The organism is Anabaena sp. AL93 (assembly GCF_001672085.1).
Taxonomy (GTDB): domain Bacteria; phylum Cyanobacteriota; class Cyanobacteriia; order Cyanobacteriales; family Nostocaceae; genus Dolichospermum; species Dolichospermum heterosporum.
Genome location: NZ_LJOU01000023.1, coordinates 21,052 through 45,781, shown reverse-complemented (window position 1 = coordinate 45,781; position 24,730 = coordinate 21,052). Strand labels below are relative to the sequence as shown.

General features: G+C 35.7%; 25 protein-coding genes, 1 tRNA gene and 1 pseudogene. 19 read left to right on the top strand and 8 right to left on the bottom strand.

Going from position 1 to position 24,730, the window contains the following annotated elements:
- The first annotated feature begins 170 nt into the window (after window positions 1-170).
- A pseudogene (locus AN486_RS08200) lies at window positions 171-1,108 on the top strand (ADP-ribosylglycohydrolase family protein).
- 55 nt (window positions 1,109-1,163) lie between these two features.
- On the opposite strand, the gene AN486_RS08195 reads toward AN486_RS08200, so the two are convergent.
- Together AN486_RS08195 and AN486_RS08190 are read right to left on the bottom strand one after the other, a co-directional pair.
- Window positions 1,164-2,207: a transposase gene (locus tag AN486_RS08195; RefSeq protein WP_290600111.1), complete on the bottom strand. Its 1,044-nt coding sequence runs from the start codon at window positions 2,205-2,207 to the stop codon at window positions 1,164-1,166.
- An 18-nt stretch (window positions 2,208-2,225) separates the two neighbouring features.
- A complete protein-coding gene (locus tag AN486_RS08190) occupies window positions 2,226-3,083 on the bottom strand; it encodes a hypothetical protein (RefSeq protein WP_290600110.1) in 858 nt (285 codons plus the stop codon).
- 294 nt (window positions 3,084-3,377) lie between these two features.
- On the opposite strand from AN486_RS08190, the gene AN486_RS08185 reads away from it, so the two are divergent.
- Together AN486_RS08185 and AN486_RS08180 are read left to right on the top strand one after the other, a co-directional pair.
- A tRNA-Arg gene (locus AN486_RS08185) sits at window positions 3,378-3,451 on the top strand.
- Between the two features lie 144 nt (window positions 3,452-3,595).
- A complete protein-coding gene (locus AN486_RS08180) occupies window positions 3,596-4,225 on the top strand; it encodes a hypothetical protein (protein WP_290600108.1) in 630 nt (209 codons plus the stop codon).
- Here AN486_RS08180 and AN486_RS08175 read toward each other — a convergent pair.
- From AN486_RS08175 to AN486_RS08155, 5 genes are all read right to left on the bottom strand, one after another.
- Window positions 4,161-6,248, bottom strand: a complete 2,088-nt coding sequence (locus AN486_RS08175; protein ID WP_290600106.1) for a hypothetical protein — start codon at window positions 6,246-6,248, stop codon at window positions 4,161-4,163. The two genes, AN486_RS08180 and AN486_RS08175, sit on opposite strands and share 65 nt — an antisense overlap.
- 150 nt (window positions 6,249-6,398) lie before the next feature.
- Window positions 6,399-7,130, bottom strand: coding sequence for a hypothetical protein (locus AN486_RS08170; protein WP_290600104.1), 732 nt, complete (start codon window positions 7,128-7,130; stop codon window positions 6,399-6,401).
- A complete protein-coding gene (locus AN486_RS08165) occupies window positions 7,127-7,363 on the bottom strand; it encodes a hypothetical protein (RefSeq protein ID WP_290600103.1) in 237 nt (78 codons plus the stop codon). Before AN486_RS08165 ends, AN486_RS08170 begins: the two co-directional genes overlap by 4 nt.
- A 109-nt stretch (window positions 7,364-7,472) precedes the next feature.
- On the bottom strand, window positions 7,473-7,688 hold the full coding sequence (locus AN486_RS08160) for a hypothetical protein (protein WP_290600102.1): 216 nt from the start codon (window positions 7,686-7,688) through the stop codon (window positions 7,473-7,475).
- Between the two features lie 21 nt (window positions 7,689-7,709).
- Window positions 7,710-7,895 (bottom strand): hypothetical protein, encoded by a 186-nt coding sequence (locus tag AN486_RS08155; protein WP_290600121.1) that lies wholly within the window; start codon window positions 7,893-7,895, stop codon window positions 7,710-7,712.
- A 48-nt stretch (window positions 7,896-7,943) separates the two neighbouring features.
- On the opposite strand from AN486_RS08155, the gene AN486_RS08150 reads away from it, so the two are divergent.
- Genes AN486_RS08150 through AN486_RS08110 form a run of 9 tightly spaced genes read left to right on the top strand, consistent with a single transcriptional unit; the run spans window position 7,944 to window position 12,474 of the window.
- On the top strand, window positions 7,944-8,363 hold the full coding sequence (locus tag AN486_RS08150; protein ID WP_290600101.1) for a MerR family transcriptional regulator: 420 nt from the start codon (window positions 7,944-7,946) through the stop codon (window positions 8,361-8,363).
- Window positions 8,364-8,390: 27 nt separating this feature from the next.
- Entirely contained in the window at window positions 8,391-9,320 is a 930-nt protein-coding gene (locus tag AN486_RS08145; protein ID WP_290600100.1) for a class I SAM-dependent DNA methyltransferase, read from the top strand.
- A complete protein-coding gene (locus AN486_RS08140) occupies window positions 9,284-9,649 on the top strand; it encodes a hypothetical protein (protein WP_290600099.1) in 366 nt (121 codons plus the stop codon). The genes AN486_RS08145 and AN486_RS08140 overlap by 37 nt, the downstream gene beginning before the upstream one ends.
- A 45-nt stretch (window positions 9,650-9,694) precedes the next feature.
- Window positions 9,695-10,573 carry a restriction endonuclease subunit S gene (locus tag AN486_RS08135; protein ID WP_290600097.1) on the top strand — a complete coding sequence of 293 codons (879 nt, stop codon included), beginning with the start codon at window positions 9,695-9,697 and terminating at the stop codon, window positions 10,571-10,573.
- 1 nt (window position 10,574) lies between these two features.
- The gene (locus tag AN486_RS08130; protein ID WP_290600095.1) at window positions 10,575-10,862 is read left to right on the top strand and encodes an RNA-binding domain-containing protein; all 288 of its coding nucleotides are present in this window, start codon (window positions 10,575-10,577) and stop codon (window positions 10,860-10,862) included.
- Between the two features lie 3 nt (window positions 10,863-10,865).
- Window positions 10,866-11,189: a hypothetical protein gene (locus AN486_RS08125; protein WP_290600093.1), complete on the top strand. Its 324-nt coding sequence runs from the start codon at window positions 10,866-10,868 to the stop codon at window positions 11,187-11,189.
- Between the two features lie 12 nt (window positions 11,190-11,201).
- Window positions 11,202-11,480: a M48 family metallopeptidase gene (locus tag AN486_RS08120; protein WP_290600091.1), complete on the top strand. Its 279-nt coding sequence runs from the start codon at window positions 11,202-11,204 to the stop codon at window positions 11,478-11,480.
- Window positions 11,477-12,172 (top strand): hypothetical protein, encoded by a 696-nt coding sequence (locus AN486_RS08115; RefSeq protein ID WP_290600090.1) that lies wholly within the window; start codon window positions 11,477-11,479, stop codon window positions 12,170-12,172. Before AN486_RS08120 ends, AN486_RS08115 begins: the two co-directional genes overlap by 4 nt.
- Window positions 12,109-12,474 carry a hypothetical protein gene (locus AN486_RS08110; RefSeq protein WP_290600088.1) on the top strand — a complete coding sequence of 122 codons (366 nt, stop codon included), beginning with the start codon at window positions 12,109-12,111 and terminating at the stop codon, window positions 12,472-12,474. Before AN486_RS08115 ends, AN486_RS08110 begins: the two co-directional genes overlap by 64 nt.
- Before the next feature lie 74 nt (window positions 12,475-12,548).
- Here AN486_RS08110 and AN486_RS08105 read toward each other — a convergent pair whose 3' ends face one another.
- Window positions 12,549-12,824: a TniQ family protein gene (locus AN486_RS08105; protein WP_290600086.1), complete on the bottom strand. Its 276-nt coding sequence runs from the start codon at window positions 12,822-12,824 to the stop codon at window positions 12,549-12,551.
- Between the two features lie 261 nt (window positions 12,825-13,085).
- On the opposite strand from AN486_RS08105, the gene AN486_RS08100 reads away from it, so the two are divergent.
- From AN486_RS08100 to AN486_RS08070, 7 genes are all read left to right on the top strand, one after another.
- Window positions 13,086-13,229, top strand: a complete 144-nt coding sequence (locus AN486_RS08100) for a helix-turn-helix transcriptional regulator (RefSeq protein ID WP_290600084.1) — start codon at window positions 13,086-13,088, stop codon at window positions 13,227-13,229.
- Window positions 13,210-13,359 (top strand): hypothetical protein, encoded by a 150-nt coding sequence (locus AN486_RS08095; RefSeq protein WP_290600082.1) that lies wholly within the window; start codon window positions 13,210-13,212, stop codon window positions 13,357-13,359. The genes AN486_RS08100 and AN486_RS08095 overlap by 20 nt, the downstream gene beginning before the upstream one ends.
- A gap of 323 nt (window positions 13,360-13,682) precedes the next feature.
- The gene (locus tag AN486_RS08090; RefSeq protein WP_290600080.1) at window positions 13,683-14,417 is read left to right on the top strand and encodes a beta-ketoacyl synthase N-terminal-like domain-containing protein; all 735 of its coding nucleotides are present in this window, start codon (window positions 13,683-13,685) and stop codon (window positions 14,415-14,417) included.
- Entirely contained in the window at window positions 14,387-16,726 is a 2,340-nt protein-coding gene (locus AN486_RS08085; RefSeq protein ID WP_367142429.1) for an acyltransferase domain-containing protein, read from the top strand. The genes AN486_RS08090 and AN486_RS08085 overlap by 31 nt, the downstream gene beginning before the upstream one ends.
- A gap of 212 nt (window positions 16,727-16,938) precedes the next feature.
- Window positions 16,939-21,639 (top strand): SDR family NAD(P)-dependent oxidoreductase, encoded by a 4,701-nt coding sequence (locus AN486_RS08080; protein ID WP_290600078.1) that lies wholly within the window; start codon window positions 16,939-16,941, stop codon window positions 21,637-21,639.
- An 89-nt stretch (window positions 21,640-21,728) separates the two neighbouring features.
- Window positions 21,729-23,267, top strand: a complete 1,539-nt coding sequence (locus tag AN486_RS08075; RefSeq protein ID WP_290600076.1) for an NAD(P)/FAD-dependent oxidoreductase — start codon at window positions 21,729-21,731, stop codon at window positions 23,265-23,267.
- 75 nt (window positions 23,268-23,342) lie between these two features.
- On the top strand, window positions 23,343-24,650 hold the full coding sequence (locus tag AN486_RS08070; RefSeq protein WP_290600074.1) for an ABC exporter membrane fusion protein: 1,308 nt from the start codon (window positions 23,343-23,345) through the stop codon (window positions 24,648-24,650).
- The last annotated feature ends 80 nt before the right edge of the window (window positions 24,651-24,730 follow it).

The following is a 24,730-nucleotide window of genomic DNA, read 5'->3' as shown; positions in this document are numbered from 1 at the left end:
AAAAATAAGGCGTAAGTTGAAGCAGGTAAAAGGGGGTAAGAGACGGATGCAAACCCCGAAAAATCGGTCGGAATTATGAATAATATTTTAATTTTAACATGGTGAGAGGCCAGCTTGATTCATGATGTAGCTTATCATTTTAGTTGACACTGAGATTAATATTTAAAATTATGCTAGATACCACTAAAATACTATCTGGTTTCATGGGTGTATGTGTGGGTGATGCCTTGGGTGTACCTGTGGAATTTTCTCTTCGTACTGAACGCATCAAGTCACCAGTCACAAAGATGTTAGGTTATGGAACATGGAACCAACCTCCTGGAACTTGGTCTGATGATAGTTCGTTGATGTTATGTTTAGCAGATTCTTTATGTAGTGGCTATGATGTGAATGATATAGGCAAATCCTTCTGTCGCTGGTACAGAGAAAATTACTGGACTGCTCATGGTGAGGTATTTGATATTGGTAATACCACATATAAAGCTATTATCAACTTAGAAAAAGGTATTCCACCGTTACAAGCAGGTGGTACTGGTGAAAGTAGCAATGGTAATGGTTCATTAATGCGAATTTTACCAATGGCGTATTTACATGAAACTTTAACTTTTCTCGATTTAATTACAAAAGTACATGAAGTTTCTTGTCTTACCCATAGCCATCTCCGTTCACAAATGGCTTGTGGGATTTATATTAGTATCGCTATAGAATTATTGAGAGGGGCTAATTTAGCAACAGCATATTTACAAGGGTTGGAGAAAATTCAAGAAATTTATACTATTAGTAAATACATTGGGGAAAAATCCCATTTTCAGCGAGTATTTAACGGTAAAATTGCCGCATTACCCATAGAATAGAAGAAATTAATTCTGGTGGTTATGTCATTGACACACTAGAAGCGTGTATTTGGTGTTTATTAAATAGCTCATCTTACGCTGAATCGGTTCTCAAGGCTGTTAATTTGGGTGGAGATACAGATACTACTGCTGCGGTGACAGGTGGGTTAGCAGGAATTTATTACGGGGTAGAAAATATTCCCCCGGAATGGTTTCAACAAACCGCACGGAAACAAGACATTATTGATTTATCTCATCGTTTTGCCGCAGTTTGATCAAGCAGAAGTTAGAGTAGTGAACTACTCTAACCAGCAAGTACCTGCATGACCTTTAAACTAAAGACAAAGAGTAGACTTGACCATCAATTAACAGTCTGGTAATCCCCTTAGCTTGTAGATGGCTACTAGCCTTATGGAGCATTTGACTATCGGGGACTTTAATCACGCGATCGCGCTTAGTAGAAAAGCGTTTAGCCACACGATGATTATCAAAAATCGGCAGTGTTTTCTGTTGATTTTCCAGACTCGGAATCAGACCCAAATCACCAAAGTCCTTGAGTGGACGGGTAATTAACTCCGCAGAGCGATCAATTACCAAATAGCAAGTTTTTGGTAAATGGGCAACCGACAATGGTAAAACCTGAACAGATACTTCCCCATTTCCGCGTCTGGTAACTAGGGGTTTTGGGGCTTCATAGTCTTCGTCCTCAAAATCCTCCTCATCCTCATACAAATCATCATCTAAATCGTCATCCAAATCATCAGGTTCATCCAGCAAATCCTCATCCAAGATTTCCGCAAACAAATTGGGCTGTGAATATGGAGATTCTACATCTATCTTAGATCTGGGGACAATTGGTGTTTCTGTCGGCTTGTGTCTGACAATTTCTAATTCTTTGACAACAGGAGTTTCCTTAACAACGGGAAGTTTGGGTTTTTCCACTGCTGAGGAGCGTGTTTTTACCCGTCTAATAACTGGAATAGGGTGAGTAAAATCAGAATCACCTTCTGGTTCTGGTTTTGGTTCTGGTTTTGGTTTTGGTTCTGGTTCTGCTGCTATTGTCGGCTGTTCTAGTTCTAGATCAGATAACCTCTCCACCGTATCAGCAGTGCTAGAAATTTCCACTGTCAATGGTGGTTGATTCAACAGCGGTAACTGCTCATAACTTACCTGCGCTCTGCCTTCAGGGGTTCTAGCAGCACGTTTTAAAGAAACGAGAAATTCATACTCTTCTTCTGGTAAGGTACTTTTGAGCAGTCGGCTAATTGTGGAATTACTCACACCATAGCGTTCTGCCAAAGTCGAGGTTGTTTCGGCAGTTTCTCGATATAGCTTGAGAATTTCTTGTTTGTCAGAATCTGTTAATTTTCTCACGGTAGACACCAAAATTTGTTAAGTTCGTTTGCGTCCACGGTCTCGGCGTTTAAGACTCAATGATGCGTCGTATTCTAGGACAGCACCCAGACCGAATAACACTCCACTAAACACCCAGAATACTTCTAGTATGTCTCCACTTTGATAATCCGGTCTTTGAGCGAATTTAAACCACATATCTGCAATGTAGAGCGAAAATGCGGCTGCGGCAATCATTCGCCAAGACAAGGAGACTTTACCTACCCAAAAAGCCAGTAGCATAGTTGTGGCAATCATTAGTAACGCCACATCGCTAACTATGTAAAACAAATTCAGCAAAAAGGCAATTTGTTCAGTTGATGCTTTTTCCTTTTGAGAAATCAACCAAGCTAGAAAACTGCCTAATGCTCCAACTGCCGCCACAATTAGCCACTGCCGTGCTGCCAGGTTAATTCGGCGAGAAACCAAGGCTAAAGCCATACCATTCCCTAAACATAAATATGTGAGGACAAAAAATATATCAGCAATAGATACATCTGGATCTTGTTTTAGGACGATTTCTGTATAGCCGAAAACGAGTCCACCTATAAAATAGGCAAACATTCCTAACCCGATTGACAGCCAGACTTTTCCACTACTAACCATTTGGGTACCCCGCCAGTTCCTCCAGCATAAGAGACTTGCGACCAAATAAGCCACAGCTTTAAAAATATTTGTGCCAATTACATACCACTGAGCGTGGACTTCTATTCCTCTTTGCACTGGGTCGGGGATTTTGGCACTAAACAACAAAAAGTATAACAATGCTAAGAAAGCCCAGCTAACACCAGCTGAAATAAGATTTTGAGTAGTTGATAGGGACTTAACGGGAGATGAATTATTGTAAGATTTACTCATAGAGACTAACTAAGTAAATGCTCTGAATGTAATATTTTTTGCACATTGAATAAAATATATACTGCAATTGGTTCATAGTTTAACCAAATATGAAACCCCTCTGGTAAACCTCTCCCCGCAACGGGGAGAGGCTTTGAACCTTGTTCTTTGTATGACAAAAAGTCCAGATTCTAGCCGTTTTGAGTATAGCAGATGGCAGATCAATATCACTTGCAGTTTATTACTAAAACTAGGAAATTAAAAATTTCCTCTTGCCTATTTAGACAATTTCAGATATAATGGTGAAGGTTTCATGGGTACGTAGCTCAGTTGGATAGAGCATCCGCCTTCTAAGCGGACGGTCACAGGTTCGAGTCCTGTCGTACCCACTAACTTAAAACCCTTGCAACTGCGAGGGTTTTCTTGTATCTACACTCATTCCGGTAGTTAGTTCAACTATTCCGAATGTTCTAGAATGCACTGGAATATACTAGAAGATAACTAAGATTTAGTTCAGAACTAGCACAACCAAAATGGTCAAATGGACTTTAGAGGAAGTCAATGAACGTCTAAAAGCTGGGAGAATCGGCGTTACAGTCTGTCAACGTGGAGACAGGCTTTCACTGCGTGGCACATTCCCGGCAAAACCAGGAATTGATAAGCCACCCTATCAGCAATATCTAGCTTTAGGATGCTATGCCAACCCCGCAGGGCTGCAATATGCTGAATCTGAAGCCAAAAAAGTTGGTGGATTACTGGCTCAAAAACAATTCACCTGGTCCGACTATTTAGAAGAACCATTAACACCGGTTGGCGATGCCCAATCATGGGTTAAGAAATTTGAAGTTGATTATTACAACCGCAAAGGCCGCACCCCTACCACTGAAACTACTTGGAAATCAGATTACCTACCAGCGTGGCAACTTCTAGAAAGGGAATTAACACCAACAACAATCATCGCCGCAGCAGGGAAAACCACCGCCAACACCCGTAAACGTAAACGGGTATGTGAGAAGCTGCTGGCATTGGCTAAATTTGCGGGGATAACTGTAGATTTAAAACCATATTTGGGGACGTATGGGAGTAGTGAGACCTTTTTTACCCAGCATAGAGTTTTCCGTCTGGACTGGTTTTTGCAAATATCTTTTCTTTACTATTTTTAGTTGCCTGTGCAATCTGCCTAATCATTATTGTACTGCCATCGTTTTGCACTTTCCATTTGATAGCTCTACCAATAGCTTCTCTGTAAGCTGCACGATGAGCAAGAGCATAATCCAATTGTTCCTGAGAAGGTTCAATATCACCGAAAAGAACTTTTTCGTAAGCTCTCAAATCACCATCAAAAAATTTAGGTTCTCCCCAATAACCATTGACTAATTTTACCAGTCTAGAAATTGTATCTTGTGAATCTTCATTAACTGCACAAGGTCTTTTTGCATAACAATCATCATCTTTAAAATCCTTTAGCCAGGGGGCTTCAGCTTCTATTTCGTCTAAGAATTTCTTAACCGCATCTAATCCATTTTTGTTATTGGGATATGCAGACTTTAAACTATCAACAGCAATTTGTACTTGTTGGGACAGAAAATCAATAACGGTCATTTCCTCGTTTTCTTTTTGTTCACCACCGGCAGGAATTAACAAAACTTTATCCTCCGCATTAGCAGCTTTTGCTCTAGCTAATAAACTGGCCACAATCCCAGTCATATCATTCATGGAGTTAAGAGCAATCTGTTGTAAATTCCCCTGTAATGCCATTTTGGGAAATTTCTTTGTTGCTGGAGGCTTTTTGAAATTGGCTATCGCATTCCTCATATTTGGATACGCACTAGTCTTTATTAACTGTACGAAGTCTCCATCAAAATCTCTGCCAAGCGTTAAAGCGAGCTTGGTAGGAACTGCCATAATTCCCGTCGCATTGATGTAAGTACCTTCATATTTATTTTCCCATAATTGACAATCCCCCCAATGACGCATGGGGTTACAGAAAACTATGTATAAACCCTCTTCAAAGTCAGGCGCACAAAATACTTTTCTACCCTTTACTGACCCATCTTCCAAAACAGTATGATAATGTGCCAAACTTTCATCAGGTTGTACCATCACAGAATAAAACCTAATTCCTGCTGCTTTAGCCAAGTTCAACCATAAAGCCCGTAATCGTTCCTTAATCCGTTTGACGATGTAGGGATGTAGTAACAAAACACCATTTTTATCAACTCTGACGACACGAATCATGGTATTTTCATATTCGGCTTCAGACTGTAATTCTTCACTTCCCTCTTGTAATTCTGCTTCAGCTTCTGACTGGTCAATTCTGAGAATTTCAGCTAAATCAACAATGGAATTGTAGGCTTGAGATAGGCGATAGCGAAGCGCTGCTGCAAGCAGTTCGCATTTTTCTTTTAATCTGTCAATAATACTATCTTTTTCTAAGACTTCAAACGAAAACCACTGTAAAAGCATCCAACCAGGTTTAGCTCTACGAACTTCCCCATCAAATACTAATCCCATTAATATTTTACCTTCATAATTTCCTAACGCTGGCTTATTACCCTTGAGTGAAGACAGGGGAATTGCTAAATCAAATCCTGAAGTATCCAAATGTGGATTATAGGCAAGTGTACCTTTTCCTATCCATTCTTTAAATAAAGCTGCTCTAAATTGAATTGGCTTGTCTATATCTACGTTCTCAGTTTCTTCTACAGGTAAACCTAATATTTTCATCAGACGCAGACTAGCTTTAGCATGGGAATCGCCAGTTTTCCAATGAATATTATTTACTGGGTCATCTAATAAATTACCATCAGGATCACGATTTTCATCATCTACAACAATGTATTTCATTTCTAAATAGATGATTTTCTTACAGCCAGTATGAAGAATTGAACCATAAATTATGCGTTTCCATTGGTCTTTATCAGCAGTACCATAGTAATATTTACCAACTGTAGACTTATTGGTAAAGGTAAATCTGCCATGATTTCTAGAACCACTGGCTAAATCCAGAAAGAACGCATTTTCATAATTTTTTGGCTTAAATGGATTTAATGTTGATGGATTTTTCTCTGTAGTGGGAATTTCCCCAATGGAGAAAATTAATCCAGGGTGCATTGCTGCAAGTAATATATTTCTCAGTGTAGTTTTTTCTCCTTTAATCCATTCCTGCTTTTTGCAGTTCCACACTGGTCATTCTGTAACTACTTGAATTTCTCCAGTCGAACCATCCGGTTCATATTTGATATTTGTAAATTCTGTAGGCATAAAATTGTATGTCCAAATTATTATCAATAAGGTGGCATATCTTCTAAATAAGAAAACCCATCTCTGATAATTTTAGCAGCTTCTTCTGATAATATGATTGGCACTTCCAAACTGTGATTTTAGATTATCTTGAGCATAGTTAGCTTGGTCTTTGAACTCAACTAACTTTTTACCCTGTGTAAATAGCCTTCTGATACCTACCATAGTAGGACGAATGACTTTACTTTTTAGGAATTTGATTATATCTAGTTTGTCTTTATTTTCTTGTCTGGCCTCTGCCTTGGCTGCTTTAGATTCATCCTTACCAAATATTGTTTCTTTAATTTGCTGAAGTATATTATTCAATTCTTCTTTGAGTTTGTTAAATAATTCTAGAAATATATTTACTAAATTGTCGTTGTCTTGTGGAAACTCAGTTATGGCTTCAGAAAAGTTCTGTTCAGTTTTTTCTCTAACTGCAATAAAATGATTCCTGACTTCTTGGGGTACAGGATCTTCTTGTTCATCAAATCGGGACATTAAATCATCATAAGCAGCTAATACTTGTGCCTTCAAATCATCAACTTTATCTTGAAACCAATTTTTATTAGTCTCTTCAATGCTTTTGATTCTTAGAAAAATATCATCACTGTTGTTTGTATAATTACTTTTGACAATGTTTTCCCAATTCATAAATAAATTATTTACTTCTACTGCTGCTGTGTAATCGTCCAGTTTAGTAGCTTGACCAGCAAGTAAATCTAATTTATTCTCTCCTGATGCTTGGGGATTATCGTGAACTTTTGAATTAACTACTTTATTCACACCGTAGCAAGATTGCAAAATCTCAGTTGCAGCGAAACCAACTGTTCGGAGAAAAAATTTAAAATTCCTTTTATATCAGGAAGATTGTCTTTTGAATAAACAACAGGGTTTAATCCATCAAACCAATCCTCTTTTTGTTGCAAAGCCTGAACGACATCATCGGGAACTTTCAACCCACCTTTATTAATCCAAATGCCGTCTGATATTTGATTTAATAATTCTTCTGGTGTCATAGTTTTATAGAATAACTATTTATGTATTCTAACATAATGCTGAAAATTATTAACACTATAAAAGTGGAATTTACCGATAATTAAATGATGTTAATTGGTATGTAAAAATTCAGGAATTACGAGTGTACAGCAGATTTTTCCTCATTGATTTTAAGGTTTGAGTCTTACCACTGCCAGAAGTCCCTAAAACCACTGCATGACCATTTCGTAAATTAGCAGGATTCCAATAGCATTTATCCCCTAAGAAAATCCCAGAATGCGATCGCTTTGGCTCAATTACTTTACCCTGTGGTTTAAGTGTGGCTTGTGGTAATGGCTTAGGCATATAAATTACTGAGGCGATTTATCAACCCTTTTCATTGTATGTGGGCTGTTTACCTTTTTGTCGCCATGTTTCAAATTCTGGGTGTTTACCAATTTGACTCAGTAGTTCGTTAATCAGTGGCGTGTTTTTCTCTGCCATCAACTGCCATAGCTGTTGGCGGGTAGTTTCACTGGCTACTAAACGACACTGAATAGTGATTTGGCTCATACTTGATAAACATATTTGTATTGTGTTGGTTTTCTGTAAAATGTTTTTATGCAAGAAACATTTTTCACAAGTAAGGAAGCGGCTCAAATTACAGGTTGTACTCTCCGCCAGATCCAGTATTGGCGAGAGAAGGGGATTGTTGTGCCTGTAATTAGTGAGACGGGAACTGGTCGCAGTATTTATTACTCAAGGTCTAATTTGGTAGAACTGGCGGCTATGGTATATTGGTTATCTACGGGTATTAGTTTTGATATTGCTTCTCAAACTCTCAAAATGCTGAAGGAACAAGAACCAGAGTTGTTTATTTCAGGTCAGGGTAAGCAGTTTATGTTGTTGTTATCAGCACAGGATGATTCGCTTTCTCTTGTGGAGTTTGATAGGGAAAAAGCGATCGCATCTTTGGATGAAGGTAAATCTGTGATTCCTGTGTGGTTAGATGTTATTTATCAGCAGTTACAAAAAAATTAACTTCTTAAATTAAGTATAAAAATATATATGGCTGAACGTAATGGTAATGGGGATAAATCCCTGGAAAGTTGGATTTGGGATGCTGCTTGTAGTATTCGCGGGGCGCAAGAAGCAGCGAAATATAAGGATTTTATTCTGCCGTTGATTTTTACTAAACGGCTTTGTGATGTCTTTGATGATGAACTAAATCGCATTGCTGAGAAAGTCGGTTCTCGTGCCAAGGCGTTTAAGTTGGTAGCGCAAGATACTAAATTAGTGCGGTTTTATTTACCGTTGCAACCAGAAAATCTTGATGATCCGGTTTGGTCAGTGATTCGCAAACTTTCGGAGAAGATTGGAGAGAAATTAACTAAATATTTGCTAGATATTGCCAAGGCAAACCTTTTACTGAATGGAATTATTAACCGTATTGATTTTAATGCTACCACTCACGGACAACGTGATTTAGATGATGATCGCCTCTCGAACCTGATTGAAAAAATCTCAGAGAAGCGTCTGGGGTTAAAAGATGTAGAACCGGATGTTATCGGACGCAGTTATGAGTATTTGATTCGTAAGTTTGCCGAAGGTTCGGGACAGTCAGCAGGGGAATTTTACACACCCAAGGAAGTGGGGCTAATCATGGCCAAGATTATGCAACCAGAGCCAGGAATGACGATTTATGATCCCTGTTGTGGTTCGGTGGGTTTGTTGATTAAGTGCCAGTTAGTATTGCAAGAATCCCAAGGTTCAACAGCAAAATTCGCGCCTTTGCAACTGTATGGACAGGAATACACCGCCAATACTTGGGCAATGGCCAACATGAACATGATTATCCACGATATGGAGGGGAAAATCGAAATCGGGGATACATTTCGTCATCCCAAATTTATACAAGCGGGGAAGTTAGCGCAGTTTGAGCGGGTGGTGGCTAATCCCATGTGGAATCAAAAATTGTTAAATTTGAAAAGGTTTTAAATCTTTTTAATGGATATGCTTTTAAATCTACAGACGCTATAGAGTCTTCTAACACTCAACTGATAAGGATGGGCAACCTATATCAAAATAAACTTGATCTAGAACGTAAACCTATTTTTTATCCTGACAGCTACGCACAAAAATACTCCAAGTATGTTTTGCAAGAGGGAGATTTAATAATATCATTAACTGGAACTAGCGAGAAAGAAGATTATGGTTTTATAGTCAAAATTAGCAAAACCAATAAAAAATTGTTGCTAAACCAACGGGTTGCTAGGATTGATATTATTTTAGCAGATGTTAATCATGATTATATTCTTTATTTCTGACGATCAAGAATATTTTTAACTCCTTTGTATTTAACAGCCAAGGGAATGAAACAAGCTAATTTATCGACCAATGCAATTAAGCAATTAAATGTTGTAATTCCTCCTCCAGAAGAACAGCGAAAAATTGCGTGGGTATTGTCGTTGGTACAGGATGCGATCGCACAACAAGAGCAATTGTTCACCCTCACCACTGAACTAAAAACAGCCCTCATGCAGAAACTATTCACAGAGGGAACTTGTGACGAACCGCAAAAGATGACGGAAATAGGTCTGATTCCTGAAAGTTGGGATGTTCAAAAACTTGGACAGGTTGTTAAATTAAAATCAGGTGGAACTCCAAGGAGAGAAAAATTAGAGTATTGGGATAATGGATCTATTCCTTGGGTAAAGACTACAGAAATTAATTACAGCTTAATACAAGATATAGAAGAATACATAACACAAAAAGGATTAGATAACTCCTCCGCAAATATTTTTCCAAAAGGTACTTTATTAATGGCAATGTATGGACAAGGAGTAACACGAGGACGAGTAGGAATTTTAGATATTGATGCTGCAACTAATCAAGCCTGTGTTGCTATTACTCCAGACTCAGAAAATGAAATTTCTAGTAAGTTTCTTTATTATTATTTTACTTATCATTATGAGAATCTTCGCCAATTAGGTCATGGAGCTAATCAAAGTAATTTAAGTGCAACTATTTTAAAAGGTTTTACCATTGCTTTTCCTAAACCTGAATTACAAATAGAAATAAGTGATATTTTAGAAAAAATTGATATAAAACTAGAGCAGCATCAACAAAAAATAAATTGTTTAAAATCCCTTTTTCAAACCCTCCTTCATCAACTCATGACCGCCAAAACCCGAGTTGATGACCTTAATCTTTCCGTCCTCAATCTCGAATTACAGGGAGGAGATAAATAAAATGCTTACCTTTGATGAAATCTGGGAACTCCTCACCACCCAAGACGAAAGTAAACAAATCGAAGTCAAACAAGGCTCTGAAGTCGGCAAAAGCTGCTGGGAGACCATTAGCGCGTTTTCTAACGAACCCGGACTAGGCGGAGGCTATCTCATCCTTGGTATCCAAGACCCCACCAAAAGCCAAACCCAACAATATGAAATTGTAGGAGTGCCAGACCCAGACAAAATTCAAGGAGACCTCACCAGTCAATGTAATACCGCTTTTAATATTCCTCTGCGTCCTTATTGACCCATGCGAGATCATACCTTGTTACAGGCGATCGCTCGTGTCAATCGTCCCTATGAAAATGAGGGACAGGAGATGGTTAAACCTCATGGTTTTGTGCTGGATTTTGTAGGCATTTTCAAGAGACTGGAAAAAGCTCTGTCTTTTGATAGTAAAGAAATCAATGCTATTATCAAAGATTTAAAACTGCTCAAAGCCTTATTCAAAAACAAAATGGAGCAGCAAACTCCAAGATACTTGAGTTTGATTCACAACAATTTTAATGATAAAGATGTAGATAATCTAATTGAGTATTTTCGAGATCAATCCAAATGGAAAGATGCAAAATAACTAAAAAATGCTGTGCGCGAATGGAGCGATCGCATTCAAGTTACAATCAAGCAAATTCAACTGCGTCCGATGAAAAGAAAGTGGGCATCTGTATCCACTACAGGACGCTTAACCCTGAACACTGAACTGCTGGACTTACCCAGAGAGTTAGGAGAATTTGTGATTGTTCATGAATTGGTGCATTTACTCGTCCCCAATCACGGTAAGATGTTTAAGTGCTTTATGTCAGCTTATCTACGTGATTGGGAAGAATTAGAAAAACAGTTGCAGAACAAAGTTAATAAAAAATGAAAATTAACACTTTAGATGATTTAGATAAGCTTGAATCTAAAATAGGTTATGAATTTAGAAAATTTAGATTAGGAGACATTTTACATTCATTACATATTTATGGCAAAACATCAGAGCATCCTTTTGTAATTGCAGGAGCAGTTTTATTTGCTATTAGATTCTCACTTTCAAGTAAAAATATACAGCAGAAGAAAGGTATATCTTCAACGGATTTAACTAAACTTCTCAATCTTATTTGGAAATATCAGAGTATAGACCCAATAATTTTTGACAGTGATATCCGCACTGATTTTAATGAATCTAATCCTATATTTTTATTAATTAGAATAGTAAACCAGCAATTCACATTTAATATTTCTCCTTATAGCCAATTTACTAGACCAATATTCTTATATCATGAAATTCCACCAACTTTAGTAGGCAAGAAAGGAGTACCTAAGTTTGATTTAATAAAAGAATTCGAGAACCTTAATGGTATGTCTGTTCCTGAGTTTATTAATTTGATGTTTGTTATATCATCATATTTACGCCAATATTCAACTTTTTCTCTAGATGATGAGAAAGAAATAAATGAAAGTTTGGAGCAAGTAGTAAAAGGTTTGACGCAATTAGATGAGTTTATAAAAGCTTGTCAAAAAAAATACCTGGGCTTAATACATTTGACGGATGTAGCAAATTTAAGCCTGTATTAGTTTCCCTTGAAAAAATATATCTAATTAATAGTGATTGGTTTCGTAACCATATTAATAATTTATTAATAAATAAAGGCATCATCAATCTTGATTGGCAAATACTTTCAATAGGTGAGTTAGAACGCTTACAACCTCATCTCATAGAAGGAATTCACTTATCTCAAGTTCTTCAAGATTTAGAACACAAAACATTTAATGATGTGCTAGAGAAATTAGCTACACAAACCCATAAAACATATAAAAACTCTTTCCTCTATCCTAAGCAGGAAGAACTGTATCAACGCCTTGGCATTCCAGACTAACAGGATTAATACCGACGATAATAAAAAATAAAAATCGGTTAGTGAATCACTGATAGATAAAAATGCGGTCGCTCTCAATATCCTAAATCGCCTTCTGCCACTTCACCATCAACCCACAACGCCGGAACTTTAAACCTAGCCCCACAATTAGGACACTCAGACAGCAAACTTAAATGATGATGCTCACACCCCTGAGTCACCTTAAACTGCCACTCAATCCGATGAAAAGGAGATTCTGCATAGCAAGCCCCGCATAACCGAATTTGTCTAGGCTTCATCGTCATTCCGTGAGATGGGAGCATTTCCATTAATATATTCGCATTAACTCCCAGCACAGACGATAAAGCCATAACTACTAAAACTAATTACTTTAGGCATTACATAGCTAAATTTCCTCCAATAATCACTTGTTTATTAATATCTCTGTTTTAATATCTAACTTTTGGAAGATGACAATGTATTTGCTTAGTGCATATTTCAACTTTATACAGTTCAGAAACAAGTAAAAACAAGAAATCAGAAAATTTTCCTGAATTTAGCGGTTTTTGTTATTGCTTTTATTTTTAAATGTGCTTATTATGTCAAAAGATATATTACTCGTTACATCAAGCATGAAGCAGATCTTAAAAAGACCATTACTGGTCAAACAACCCGAAATTCGGGGGCTAATTCGGGAGTTTCGCCTGTTGACTAAACTTACTCAAGAACAGTTCGCAGCTTATCTAGGCGTTACCTATGCCACTATTAATCGGTGAGAAAATGGGCGATAGCGAAGCGCTCCGTCGAACTCAGGTTTCACCAATTGCCATGCAACTTATTCAGCAGAAGCTTGGAGAAATAGGGGAACAGGGTCAGGAATTATTACAGAAGTATTTAGCAGTTTAGAAAATAAGGCGAAAAGGAATTTACGTGAACACTGTACAAAGCACTTTTATAAGTCGAGCTAATCCTCAACAATTAAAAGCAATGGGGTGAAATGAGCAGTGAAGCAGAAAGTTACGTTAAGGAGTTGATCACCTGCTTTCAACATCCTGATCACTAGGAAGAAGCCTGTACAAATTGAAGGGTCTGAAATATAGGAGTCTGAAACCCTTGCTGTGCCCGTGGTAGAACCATATTTTTACAGCATAATACTTAAATTTTCATTAAGTAATCCTATTGTGTAGCTTTTTTGACAAGATCACTTATACACACAAATAAATATAATCATGAATACCAATAAGAACTCACGCTCAAATATTGCTGTAATAGGAATGGGTTGCTGTTATCCCGGAGCTAAAACTTTATTAGAACTTTGGGAAAATATACTTACCCGTAGACAACAATTTCGTTCCAATCCAGATGTAAGATTACCTTTATCTGAATATTATGATCCAAATCCCCAAACACCAGATCATACTTATGGAAGTCGAATGGCTGTGATTGATGGTTTTGACTTTGATTGGCGCAAACATCGCATTCCTAAAAGTACCATAGATTCTACTGATATAGTGCAATGGTTGGCACTTGATACAGCCATGAAAGCATTGGAAAATGCAGGTTATTCCCGTGAAACAGTACCTACTGAACTAACAGGAGTAATTTTAGGCAACACTTTAACCGGTGAACAAACCAGAAGTTCTGGACTGAGATTACGTTGGCCTTTTGTAAGAAAAACATTACGTGCATCTGCTCAAGCTAAAGGTTTACCTCCTGCAACTATAGAAACTCTTGTAGAAACTATGGAAAAATTTTACAAGTCTGTTTTTCCTCCCATTACCGAAGATTCTTTAGCAGGTGGACTTTCTAATACTATTGCTGGAAGAGTATGTAATTTCTTTAACCTTGATGGTGGTGGTTATACGGTTGATGGTGCTTGCTCTTCATCATTAATTGCAGTAGCAGACGCTTGTACGAAGCTCATTAGTAGTGAATTAAATCTTGTCTTAGCGGGGGGGGGGTAGATGTAAGTTTAGACACATTTGAACTGATTGGTTTTGCGAAAACTGGTGCTTTAACTGCTAGTGATATGACAGTTTATGATAAACGTGCTAGTGGTTTTCTACCGGGTGAAGGTTGTGGTTTTGTGGTGCTAAAACGTTTAGAAGATGCTCAACGTGATGGCAATTATATCTATGCTACTATTAATGGTTGGGGAATTTCTTCTGATGGTAAAGGTGGAATCACAGCACCTTCTAAAATTGGTCAATCAAAAGCATTATTAAGAGCTTATCAAAAAGCTGGTTATAGTCCTCATACTCTTAATTTTATAGAAGGACATGGAACTGGAACTGCGGTAGGTGATAGGACAGAATTAGAAGGTATTGCCTTAGCAATGAGTCAACATGGTGAAATTGTACCTCGTTCAGTAGGAATGACCTCGTTTAAATCCATAGTTGGACACACAAAAGCAGCTTCAGGAATAGGTGCTTTCATTAAATCAGTAATAGCAGTCAATCAAAGAATTTTACCACCCACAGCAGGTTGCCAAGAACCTAATCCAATATTTGATACATCTGCACAATGTCTTTATCCTGTTTTAACTGGTGAAATTCGCAACCCTAATGAAACATTAAAAGCGGGGATTTTTGGGGCAGGTTTTGGTGGTATTAATTGTCATGTAGCAATTTCTTCTGGAGATGCACCTGCTAATCATCTGAAATCTTCTGTTAGAGAAGCATCTTTATTAGTATCTAATCAGGATACGGAAATATTTATCATGAGTGCGTTTTTTGTAGAAGATTTGTTAGAACGCATTCAAATATTAATTGAGCTTGCTCAAGGTATGAGCATAGCAGAAATGGTGGATTTAGCTGCTAAACTTGCTCAAGAAAATCAAGATTCTTTACCTATACGAGCGGCAATTGTTGCCCATAATCCTACTCAATTATTAGATAGTCTTGTCAGAATTAAGCAAATACTGAATAATCATTCACTAACAAAAGGAGAAGTAATAATTTCCCCAGAAAAAGATATTTATATTGCCAATCAAATCAAACGTGATCGCATAGGGTTTTTATTTCCCGGACAAGGTTCACAAAAGTTGAATATGGCGCGTATTTTAGTACAACGCTATGATTGGGCAAAGCAATTAGTAAATCAAGCAGATGAATGGCTGAAAGAAATAGGAATTACACCCATTAGTCAGTTGATTTATTATTCCTTAGAACGTGCTATAAATCAAGAAGAAATTAAAGAATGGTCACAATTATTAGCCCGTACAGAATTTGCTCAACCTGCTTTATGTCTGACTTCTTTAATATGGATACGTTATTTGGAAAAATTAGGTATTAAACCAGTAGTAGTAGGAGGTCATAGTTTAGGAGAATTAATTGCTTTTTATAGTGCAGGTGCTTATGATGAAAAAACTTTAATTTGTTTGGCAGCAATGCGTGGTAAAGCTATGTCTACATCCTCAGAAGATGCAGGTAGTATGGCTAGTTTAGCTTGTGATCAAGTAACAGCAAAAAGTATTTTATCACAAGTTCAAGGTTATGCAATTGTAGCTAATATTAATAGTCCAAATCAAACTATAATTTCAGGCGATATCTCTTCTATAGAAGCAGCAATTACAATTGCTAAACAACAAAATATTCAGACTCATTTATTACCAGTTGCTAACGCATTTCACTCGAAAAAAGTTAAAAATGCGGCTGAATATTTACAAAATAATGCACCAATTCCAGAAAGACTTACCAATCTTGCTGTACCTTTATTTTCTAGTATTAATGGATTAGAAATTAAAACAGGAATTAATTTGCAAGAACATTTTGCTAATCAAGTAATTTCCCAAGTTGATTTTATATCACTTGTAGAAAATATGACTGCTAAATGTGACTTGATGGTAGAAGTAGGATCAGGAAGGGTACTATCAGGATTAGTTAGTAATATTTCTAATATTTGTCAGTGTTTTCCCTTAGAGTCAAAACCTGGAAATGATTCAGATTTAAACAGCTTTTTAGCTTATTATTTTGTTCATGGAGGTAATATTAAATGGGAAGAACTTTACAAAAATCGTCTGGTTCGTTCTTTTATTCCCGCAGCAGAAAAGATTTTTATTGACAATCCTTGTGAACGTAATTTTAATGTTTCCATTGATTATGAAAATCCAGAACAAATATTAGATAAAAAAGTGGGTTTTCAAACGATGCCATCACAACTTGCAATAAATAATGAAGAGTTAGAAACCTTACTCTCTAGTTATTTAACAGAAAGAGGAGCTTTTTTAGCTGAATTGATTAAAGCTGATTTGGAATCTTTACCATTTTTCTAAGAGGTTGTTTGGAAAGTCTAAAAGCTTACTAAAAACCTCTCTCTAAATCTCTCTCCTAGTAGGAGAGAGACTTTGAAAGCCCTGTTTTCCTGTTCCCCTTCCCTAGTAGGGAAGGGGTTAGGGGTTAGGTTTTCGAGATTTTGGTGTTAAACATAATACTTTTCAAACATCCTCTAAAATACATCAATCAAACAATTATCAAGGAGAAAACCATGAAAAATTCAACTAATTTGGAAACTCAGTTTAATAAACAAGAACTACTAGGAGTTTTAACTCGGTTACTTACACAACGTAGTGGTTTTTATGCTAAAGTCATTCTTGCTGATTTGCAAAATTTAGGTTATTTGCAGGGAAATTTAAACAATTCTCACTCAGAATCAAAATCAAACATTACTTCATCTTCTTATCAAGATAAGAAACAACCTCCACAATTATCAACTTCCCAATTACTAAGTAATGAAATAGTTGAAAGTAAAACTGTTAAAATACAGGAACAAATACGGCAAAAAATAGTAGAAATTGTGTCCGAAAAAACGGGATTAGCTAAAGAAGTAATTAAATTAGAATACCGTCTTTTAGATGATCTAAATCTTGACAGCATCAAAGCTGGTTCTTTAATGGCTGAAATTGCTAAAATATATCACTTGGAAGGCAAGTTTGAACCTTCAGAATTTGCTAATGCTACCTTATCAGAAATCATCAAGAATATTGTAGCTTATTTTGAAGAATCATTTAGTCAAAGAACTGGACTAACTGAGCAAGTAACTGAGACAGAAACTATTAATCTAAAAGAAAAGGTACAGGAAAAAGTAGTAGAGATTGCGGCAGAAAAAACGGGATTAACCAAAGAAGTAATTAAGTTAGAATACCGTCTTTTAGATGATCTAAATCTTGACAGCATCAAAGCTGGTTCTTTAATGGCTGAAATTGCTAAAATATATCACTTGGAAGGTAAATTTGAACCTTCAGAATTTGCCAATAGTACCTTAGGAGAAATTAGCGAAGCGATTATTTTTTATCTTCAGAAATTATCTATTCAAAAACCTAAAGTACCATCAGAACCTACTATTTCACAATCTTATGTGAGAAGTTTTACAGTTGAAATGCTAAGGGAGGAATTAACAACTGATGTTAGAGACACAGTTGAGAAAATAGCCATTGCTTGCATCAAATCTCATCAGAAATTAGCTGAAAATATAGCCCAATTATGGGATGGTTTTAATATACCTGATCGCTTGTTAATTTTAATCCCAGAAACATGGGAAGATTTAACAGAAACTATAGAAATATTGACAAATTTAGCTCAAAAAACTGCTGGAAAAATCTGCGAATTAGCATTTATTCAATTTGGCAATGGTTATTTTTCTCGCTGCGAAAATAATGATCCACCTACTTCTGTTTTTAGTGTAGCTTCCTTTGCTGCAAGTTTACATTTAGAACGTCCTAAGCTGAAAATCCGGGTTTTAGAATTTGATCACAGACTGTCTTTGGAGATTATTAACCAGAAAATAAAAGCTGAATTTACCACAAGCGATAATTATAGTGTAGCTGGTTATAATTGTGAAAGTCAACGTCATCAAATGGTTTATGACTTAGCACAGAAAAAATCACAATCAAGAAATGTTAATCTCACACCAGAAGACGTAATCATCGTTACAGGTGGTGCTAAAGGAATTACGGCTGAATGTGCTATTGCTCTTGCTGAAAAATATCACTGTAAAATGGCTTTAGTTGGTAGTTCTCCTGTGAATGATGAAGTACAAAATACTCTTAAAAAATACGCAGATGCTCAATTAATAGCTAAATATTACTCTTGCAATATTACTGACTTAAATGCAGTCAATCAACTGATTCAAAAAGTAACAACTGAATTAGGAATTATTACAACAGTAATTCACGGAGCAGGTACTAATAAACCTCGCCGAACAGAACAAGTATCTTCTAGCGAAGCATATCAAGAAATAGCACCTAAATTAATTGGTGCGTGGAATTTAATTACAGCCTTAAAATACCATCAATTAAAATATTTTATTGCCTTTACTTCTATTATTGGAGTTACAGGAATGTTAGGCAATAGTTGGTATGCTTTTTCTAACGAAACGGTAGATTTATTATTAAGAAATCTCAAAAAACAAACAGGAACAGAGACAATAACTCTAGCCTATAGTGTTTGGAGTGAAGTAGGAATGGGTGCAAAAATGGGCAGCACTAAAACATTAGCTAATATGGGAATTGATGCTATACCTCCCCACCTTGGAGTAGCAGAATTTTTGCACTGGATAGAAAATTGTGCGGACGATCAACAAATTGTTATTGCGGCTAAATTAGGTGGTTTAGATACTTGGAGACGTAATACTTATAATTTACCCGTTGCTAATCGTTATCTAGAAAAAGTAGAGTATTTTGAACCAGGAATAGAGTTAATTGTGCATTGTTCTCTTAATCGTCAACATGACCTTTATGTGAATGATCATAATTTCAATGGTTCGCTATTATTTCCTACCGTATTTGGTTTAGAAGCAATGACACAAGCAGCGTCTTATGTCACAGGAATTACTAATATCAATTCTGTCAAATTAGAGCATATTTCTCTTTTACGTCCTATCGTAGTACCTGAAAATGGAGAAATCAAAATTCAGATTCACGCTAGAGTAGATAGAAATAAAGTTTTTGCAGCTATTTCTACCGAAGAATCTAATTATAAAACTCCTCATTTTTCAGCAGAAATTACCTTAAACCACAGCAATGAAAAGCCAACAAAAAATTTGAATATACCCAATAAATCTTTACATCTTGAGTCAAAAACAGATATCTATAGTTGGCTACTTTTTCAGGGTTCTACCTATCAAAATATTGACAAGGTTTATCTGCTTAATTCTGAGCAAGTAATTTTGTCAACCAAGGTTTTTAATACTGATACTTCTGAAATTTGCTTTTCATCTGATAAGTTAGCTCCTTTTATTTTGGGTAGTCCACTTTTGCGTGATGTCCTGTTACAGTCTGGTCAACTTCCCCTCACACAAAATGTTTACCTACCTATCAGTATAGAGGAATGGGAGATTTTTAATATTCAAAATTTCTCCAGCAGAGGTTTTGTAGAAACAACAATTCTTAAAGTAGAAGATCAGACAGCAGTTGCCGATGTAGTCTTTGTTAATGATCAGAATGAAGTTCTGGAAAAGATTTTTGGCTATCATGTTAAATCACTTAAACCAACTTCTGAATATCCACTTCCAAAAGATATTGGCGATCGCTCTTTCATTGAAAATAAAATTACAGAATGTTTCAAATCTTATGCACATTTATTGACAGATAAACCCCAGTTAATTGTTTACAAACATTCTGAATTATTTAATAGTCTTGACAGTAAAACTCGTCATCAGATAGAACAACAAGTATTTACCGAAAAATACGCTTTTGTTAACGGAATTAATCAAGAGGAAATAACTTGGTTAGACAGTGGAAAACCACAAATTGCTAACAGTAACTTACAGATTTCTATAGCTCATAGTCGCACCTTATTGTTAATGACCATTGGACAAAATATTCAAGGTTGCGACTTAGAATTTGTGGAACAAAGAACACTAGAGCAATGGCTAGATTTACTCGGAAATCAGTATCAAGCTTTATTGCAGGAATTTAAAAATTATGATGATACTCTTTGCTCTTTTGCTACAAGATTATGGTGTGTCAAAGAGTCAATTTTCAAAGCTACGGGTAGCTTTCCCCAATTAATTACAGTAGAAATAAAAAGCCAAAAAGGAGTTATTTTTACTACTCAAGTAGAAAAAAATTATTTTCAGATTTTGACATTTCCTATTAATATTTGGACTAAAAATATAGCCATTGTAGCTAGTTTAGTCCATCTAAAAACACCAGAAATATCTGATAAAATTGACACTGTAATACCTTCACTGATTGAAAATGAATCTGTACTAGATTTGATAAATGGCAAATATATTTATAGATTTCAAACAACATTCAAAGATTGTAAAGCTATTTGTGGTAAAACATATTTTACTAACTTCCCAGTTTGGGTAGGACAACTACGGGAACTTGGATTAAACCGCATTAGTCATAGCTTGCTACAAGACTTCCAAACTGGCGAATATGGTATGGTGACAAATGCTTCTAGCACAAGAATTTATAATGAAGCAGAAACACTAAATAATATCATCGGCAAAATCTGGATGACTGATAAATGCAATTTTGAGCAATCATTTATTGATCTAGAATTTGAATGGTTTAAAGAAAATATTGATGGAACTTTGATCAAAATAGCAGAAAGTAACCTATCTACTACATGGGTAGAAATTGCAGGACATGGTATTGTCAAACAAACACCACTACCAGTTTATCTTTATGATTACTTGCAAAAAATGCTTAACAATAGTATTCCAGCAATTAGAACTGAAAATCAAATAGAATATGTTTCTATTCAAGATTTAGGAGAAATTAAATACAAATCAGAGACAAAACCTCGTCCTGATCTAGTTCTGAGTAGTAAAACTTACCAAACAGGAATTTATGATAGCAATTCTGTAGGAAATCTTTATTACTCTAACTACTACGACTGGCAAGCAAAAACACTGGAACAGTTCATTTATAAACTTATGCCTGATGTTTTTACAACAAGGGGTAAACTAGGTGAATATATTTGCCTTGAAGTTATGGTTAATCACTTACAAGAAGCAATGCCTTTTGAAGAAATTGAGGTAAATATGTATTTAGAAAAATGGTACAAAAATGGTTTTAAACTGTACTTTGAATATTACAGTCTATCAGGAGGAAGACGTAAATTAGCTTACGGAAATAATACCTTAATTTGGGCTTTGCGTGATCATGAAAGTGCTAAACCAGTAGCTTGTGAATTACCAACAATAATCCAGGATTATTTCCAGAAATTATTGTAATCAATGTGGGACAGGCATCTTGCCTGTCACAATTCAAAAATACAGGTAGGATGCCTGTACTACATTAAAAGTAACAGAGGTAATCAAAAATGAACCCACAAAATGAACAACAAATAGAACCTTCAATTAACAATAATTACGATGTTATTATCATCGGAGCAGGATTAGGAGGCTTAACTGCGGGTGCAAAACTTGCAAAAGAAGGGAGAAAAGTTTTGTTAGTCGAACAACATTATGTGGTCGGTGGATGTGCTACTATTTTTAAGCGCAAAGATTTCACCTTTGAGGTAGGATTACATCAACTTGATGGGCTACATGACAAAGATCCCAAGAAAAAAATATTTGCAGAATTAGGAGTATTTGATCATGTTGAATTTATTAAAATAGATGAATTTTACCGCTTTAAAAATAATCGCCTTGATTTTACAATTCCTGCTAATGCAGAATTAGCAATTGCGAAACTATGCCAAAAATTTCCCCATGAAAAAAAAGGTATCAGAAAATTTTTTCAGAAAATAAATGCCATTTATGAAGAAGTAACTAGATTACCAGAAAAACATTGGCAACGACTTTTACTAATACCTGTATTTCCTTTTCTTTACCCTAATTTAACTTTGGCAATTAAGCAAACTTTGGGTAGTTTCCTAGATTCAATTATCAAAGATCAAGACTTAAAATTATTACTTTGTGGAAATATGTATTATTACCATACAAATCCATACACATTGTCTCTCGTATTTTACTCTTTTGCACAATCTAGTTATTTTCATGGATCTTGGTTTATCAAAGGTGGATCTCAAGTTTTATCTAATTATTTAGCTTCTGTAATTAAAGAGAATAACGGGGAGATATTATTATCTCATCTCGTAACCAAAATAATGACAAATCAAGGAAAAGTTATCGGGATTGAGTGCGAGAGTAAATCAAAGAAAACAGTTAAACAATTTTTCGCCCAAATTATTATAGCTAATGCAGCTATTCCTAATATTGTAAATTTACTTCCTGCTCCAGAAAATAATCTTTTACAAAAGCAGATTAAAAACTGTGTAGCTGGTTGTACATTTATTTCTATTTACTTGGGTTTTAAAAAGGAAATTTCTCAACTTGGCAACTTAAGCTATTCTATGTTTAGGTTTAATGATGATATTCATAGTTTAGATGATATTAATATTAATAATACAGCCGAATATGAGAAGCGAAACTTTACTTTTGTGGATTATAGTCAAATTGATTCAGGACTTGCTCCTTCTGGTAAAAGTACCGGATGTTTTTTCTTAGTTGATCATTTATCAGATTGGGAAGGACTTAGCTTACAAGAATACAAGAAAAAGAAAGAATCAATTGCTCAAATAGCTTTAGAACGCTTGGAAAAAGAGATTCCGGGTATTAGTGAAGAGGTAGAACATTATGAAGTAGCAACATCAAAAACTATTCAAAGATATACATTAAATCCTCAAGGTACACCCTACGGATTTGCAGCTATACCTAGTCAAGCGGGATTATTTAGACCACCTAATAAATCTCCTATTCCGGGGCTGTATTTTGCATCAAGTTGGACATATCCCGGACATGGATTTACGGGAACAATTATTAGTGGTTATTTATGTGCAAAAGAGATAGTTTCTTAAGCTTGCTGCTTTAAAAATTTGTTGTCACATTAAAGGTATATTAAGATAATAACGCAATTAAAAACGTGAGTAAATATGAATTTGCAACTATTCAATCCTTTTAAAAAGAGTGGTACAACTACCTTAATTATTGCTATAGTTAGTTCAGGATTTGTGATTGCGATCGCCTACTCTATAGTTAAAAAACAGTTACCTAATCAAACATCTTTACCAGTTTCTTCACAAAATCAAAATCTTCCTCAAGCAATAGCAGCTTTAGGATATTTAGAACCCCAGGGAGAAGTCATTCAATTATCAGCCCCCGCTTTTATGGAAGGTGCAAAAGTTAAAAAACTTTTAGTTAAACGTGGACAACAAATAAATGCTGGACAAATCATTGCTATTCTTGATAATAGCGATCGCCTCATCGCACTTTTAGAAGAAGCTAAAACAAATGTTAAAGTTGCTAATTCGCGTTTACAACAAGTAAAATCTGGTGCAAAACAAGGGGAAATTTCCGCTCAAAGATCCAAATTTCAAGCAACTCAAGCCGAATTACAAGGACAAATTGCTACCCAAAAAGCCACTATTGCTAGTTTAAAATACGATTTAGAAGGACAAAAGAATACTCAAAAAGCCGTCATTCAAAGAGTTGAATCTGAATTAGAAAATGCCCAAAGAGAATGTAACCGCTATGAAAATTTATATACAGATGGTGCTGTTTCCGCTTCTCAAAGAGATAATATCTGTCTGCAAAAAGAAATCAAAGAAAATCAGCTAAAAGAAGCAAAATCAACTTTAAATCAAATTATTACCACTAAACAAGAGCAAATTAATCAAGCTACCGCAAATCTTAATCGTACTGTTAACACAGTTAGTCGTCAAATTAATCAAGAAAAAGCAACTTTAGCAGCAGTATCAGAAGTAAGACCTACGGATGTAATACTAGCAAATACACAATTAGAAGCTGCACAAAAAGCCGTCAAAACTGCTCAAGCTAATTTAGATTTATCCTATGTTCGTTCCCCTCAAAATGGGCAAATTATTAAAATTCACACTTGGCCAGGTGAACTTATTAGTAATAAAGGCATTGTTGCGATTGGTAATACTCAACAAATGTATGTCACAACTGAAATATATGAAACCGATATTAATAAAGTAAAACTAGGGCAAATTGCCACCATAAAATCTGATGGTATTGTTGAAGAATTAACAGGAATTGTAGATGAAATTGGCTTAGAAATTAGTAGCAAAAATGTACTAGGAACAGATCCCGTAGCAGATGCAGATGCTAGAGTTGTGGAAGTAAAAATTAAATTAAATCCAAAAGATAGTATCAAAGTTTCTCGGTTGACTAATTTACAAGTTAATGTCATTATTAATCCTGGAAAACCGAATAATTAATATCTTAGAGGATGTTTGTAAAGCGATGAGAAATAGCGTCTACATAGGCAAAAAGTTTCTCATCAGTCCACTCACGTGGA

Coding starts and splice junctions, on each gene's coding strand:
- AN486_RS08125 (WP_290600093.1), top strand. CDS start 10,866: ATGCGAGATCATACCTTGTTACAGGCGATCGCTCGTGTCAATCGTCCC.
- AN486_RS08100 (WP_290600084.1), top strand. CDS start 13,086: ATGAAGCAGATCTTAAAAAGACCATTACTGGTCAAACAACCCGAAATT.
- AN486_RS08160 (WP_290600102.1), bottom strand. CDS start 7,688: ATGCCTAAGCCATTACCACAAGCCACACTTAAACCACAGGGTAAAGTA.
- AN486_RS08145 (WP_290600100.1), top strand. CDS start 8,391: ATGGCTGAACGTAATGGTAATGGGGATAAATCCCTGGAAAGTTGGATT.
- AN486_RS08070 (WP_290600074.1), top strand. CDS start 23,343: ATGAATTTGCAACTATTCAATCCTTTTAAAAAGAGTGGTACAACTACC.
- AN486_RS08180 (WP_290600108.1), top strand. CDS start 3,596: ATGGTCAAATGGACTTTAGAGGAAGTCAATGAACGTCTAAAAGCTGGG.
- AN486_RS08190 (WP_290600110.1), bottom strand. CDS start 3,083: ATGAGTAAATCTTACAATAATTCATCTCCCGTTAAGTCCCTATCAACT.
- AN486_RS08115 (WP_290600090.1), top strand. CDS start 11,477: ATGAAAATTAACACTTTAGATGATTTAGATAAGCTTGAATCTAAAATA.
- AN486_RS08135 (WP_290600097.1), top strand. CDS start 9,695: ATGAAACAAGCTAATTTATCGACCAATGCAATTAAGCAATTAAATGTT.
- AN486_RS08095 (WP_290600082.1), top strand. CDS start 13,210: ATGCCACTATTAATCGGTGAGAAAATGGGCGATAGCGAAGCGCTCCGT.
- AN486_RS08080 (WP_290600078.1), top strand. CDS start 16,939: ATGAAAAATTCAACTAATTTGGAAACTCAGTTTAATAAACAAGAACTA.
- AN486_RS08150 (WP_290600101.1), top strand. CDS start 7,944: ATGCAAGAAACATTTTTCACAAGTAAGGAAGCGGCTCAAATTACAGGT.
- AN486_RS08165 (WP_290600103.1), bottom strand. CDS start 7,363: ATGACACCAGAAGAATTATTAAATCAAATATCAGACGGCATTTGGATT.
- AN486_RS08090 (WP_290600080.1), top strand. CDS start 13,683: ATGAATACCAATAAGAACTCACGCTCAAATATTGCTGTAATAGGAATG.
- AN486_RS08105 (WP_290600086.1), bottom strand. CDS start 12,824: ATGGCTTTATCGTCTGTGCTGGGAGTTAATGCGAATATATTAATGGAA.
- AN486_RS08130 (WP_290600095.1), top strand. CDS start 10,575: ATGCTTACCTTTGATGAAATCTGGGAACTCCTCACCACCCAAGACGAA.
- AN486_RS08075 (WP_290600076.1), top strand. CDS start 21,729: ATGAACCCACAAAATGAACAACAAATAGAACCTTCAATTAACAATAAT.
- AN486_RS08155 (WP_290600121.1), bottom strand. CDS start 7,895: ATGAGCCAAATCACTATTCAGTGTCGTTTAGTAGCCAGTGAAACTACC.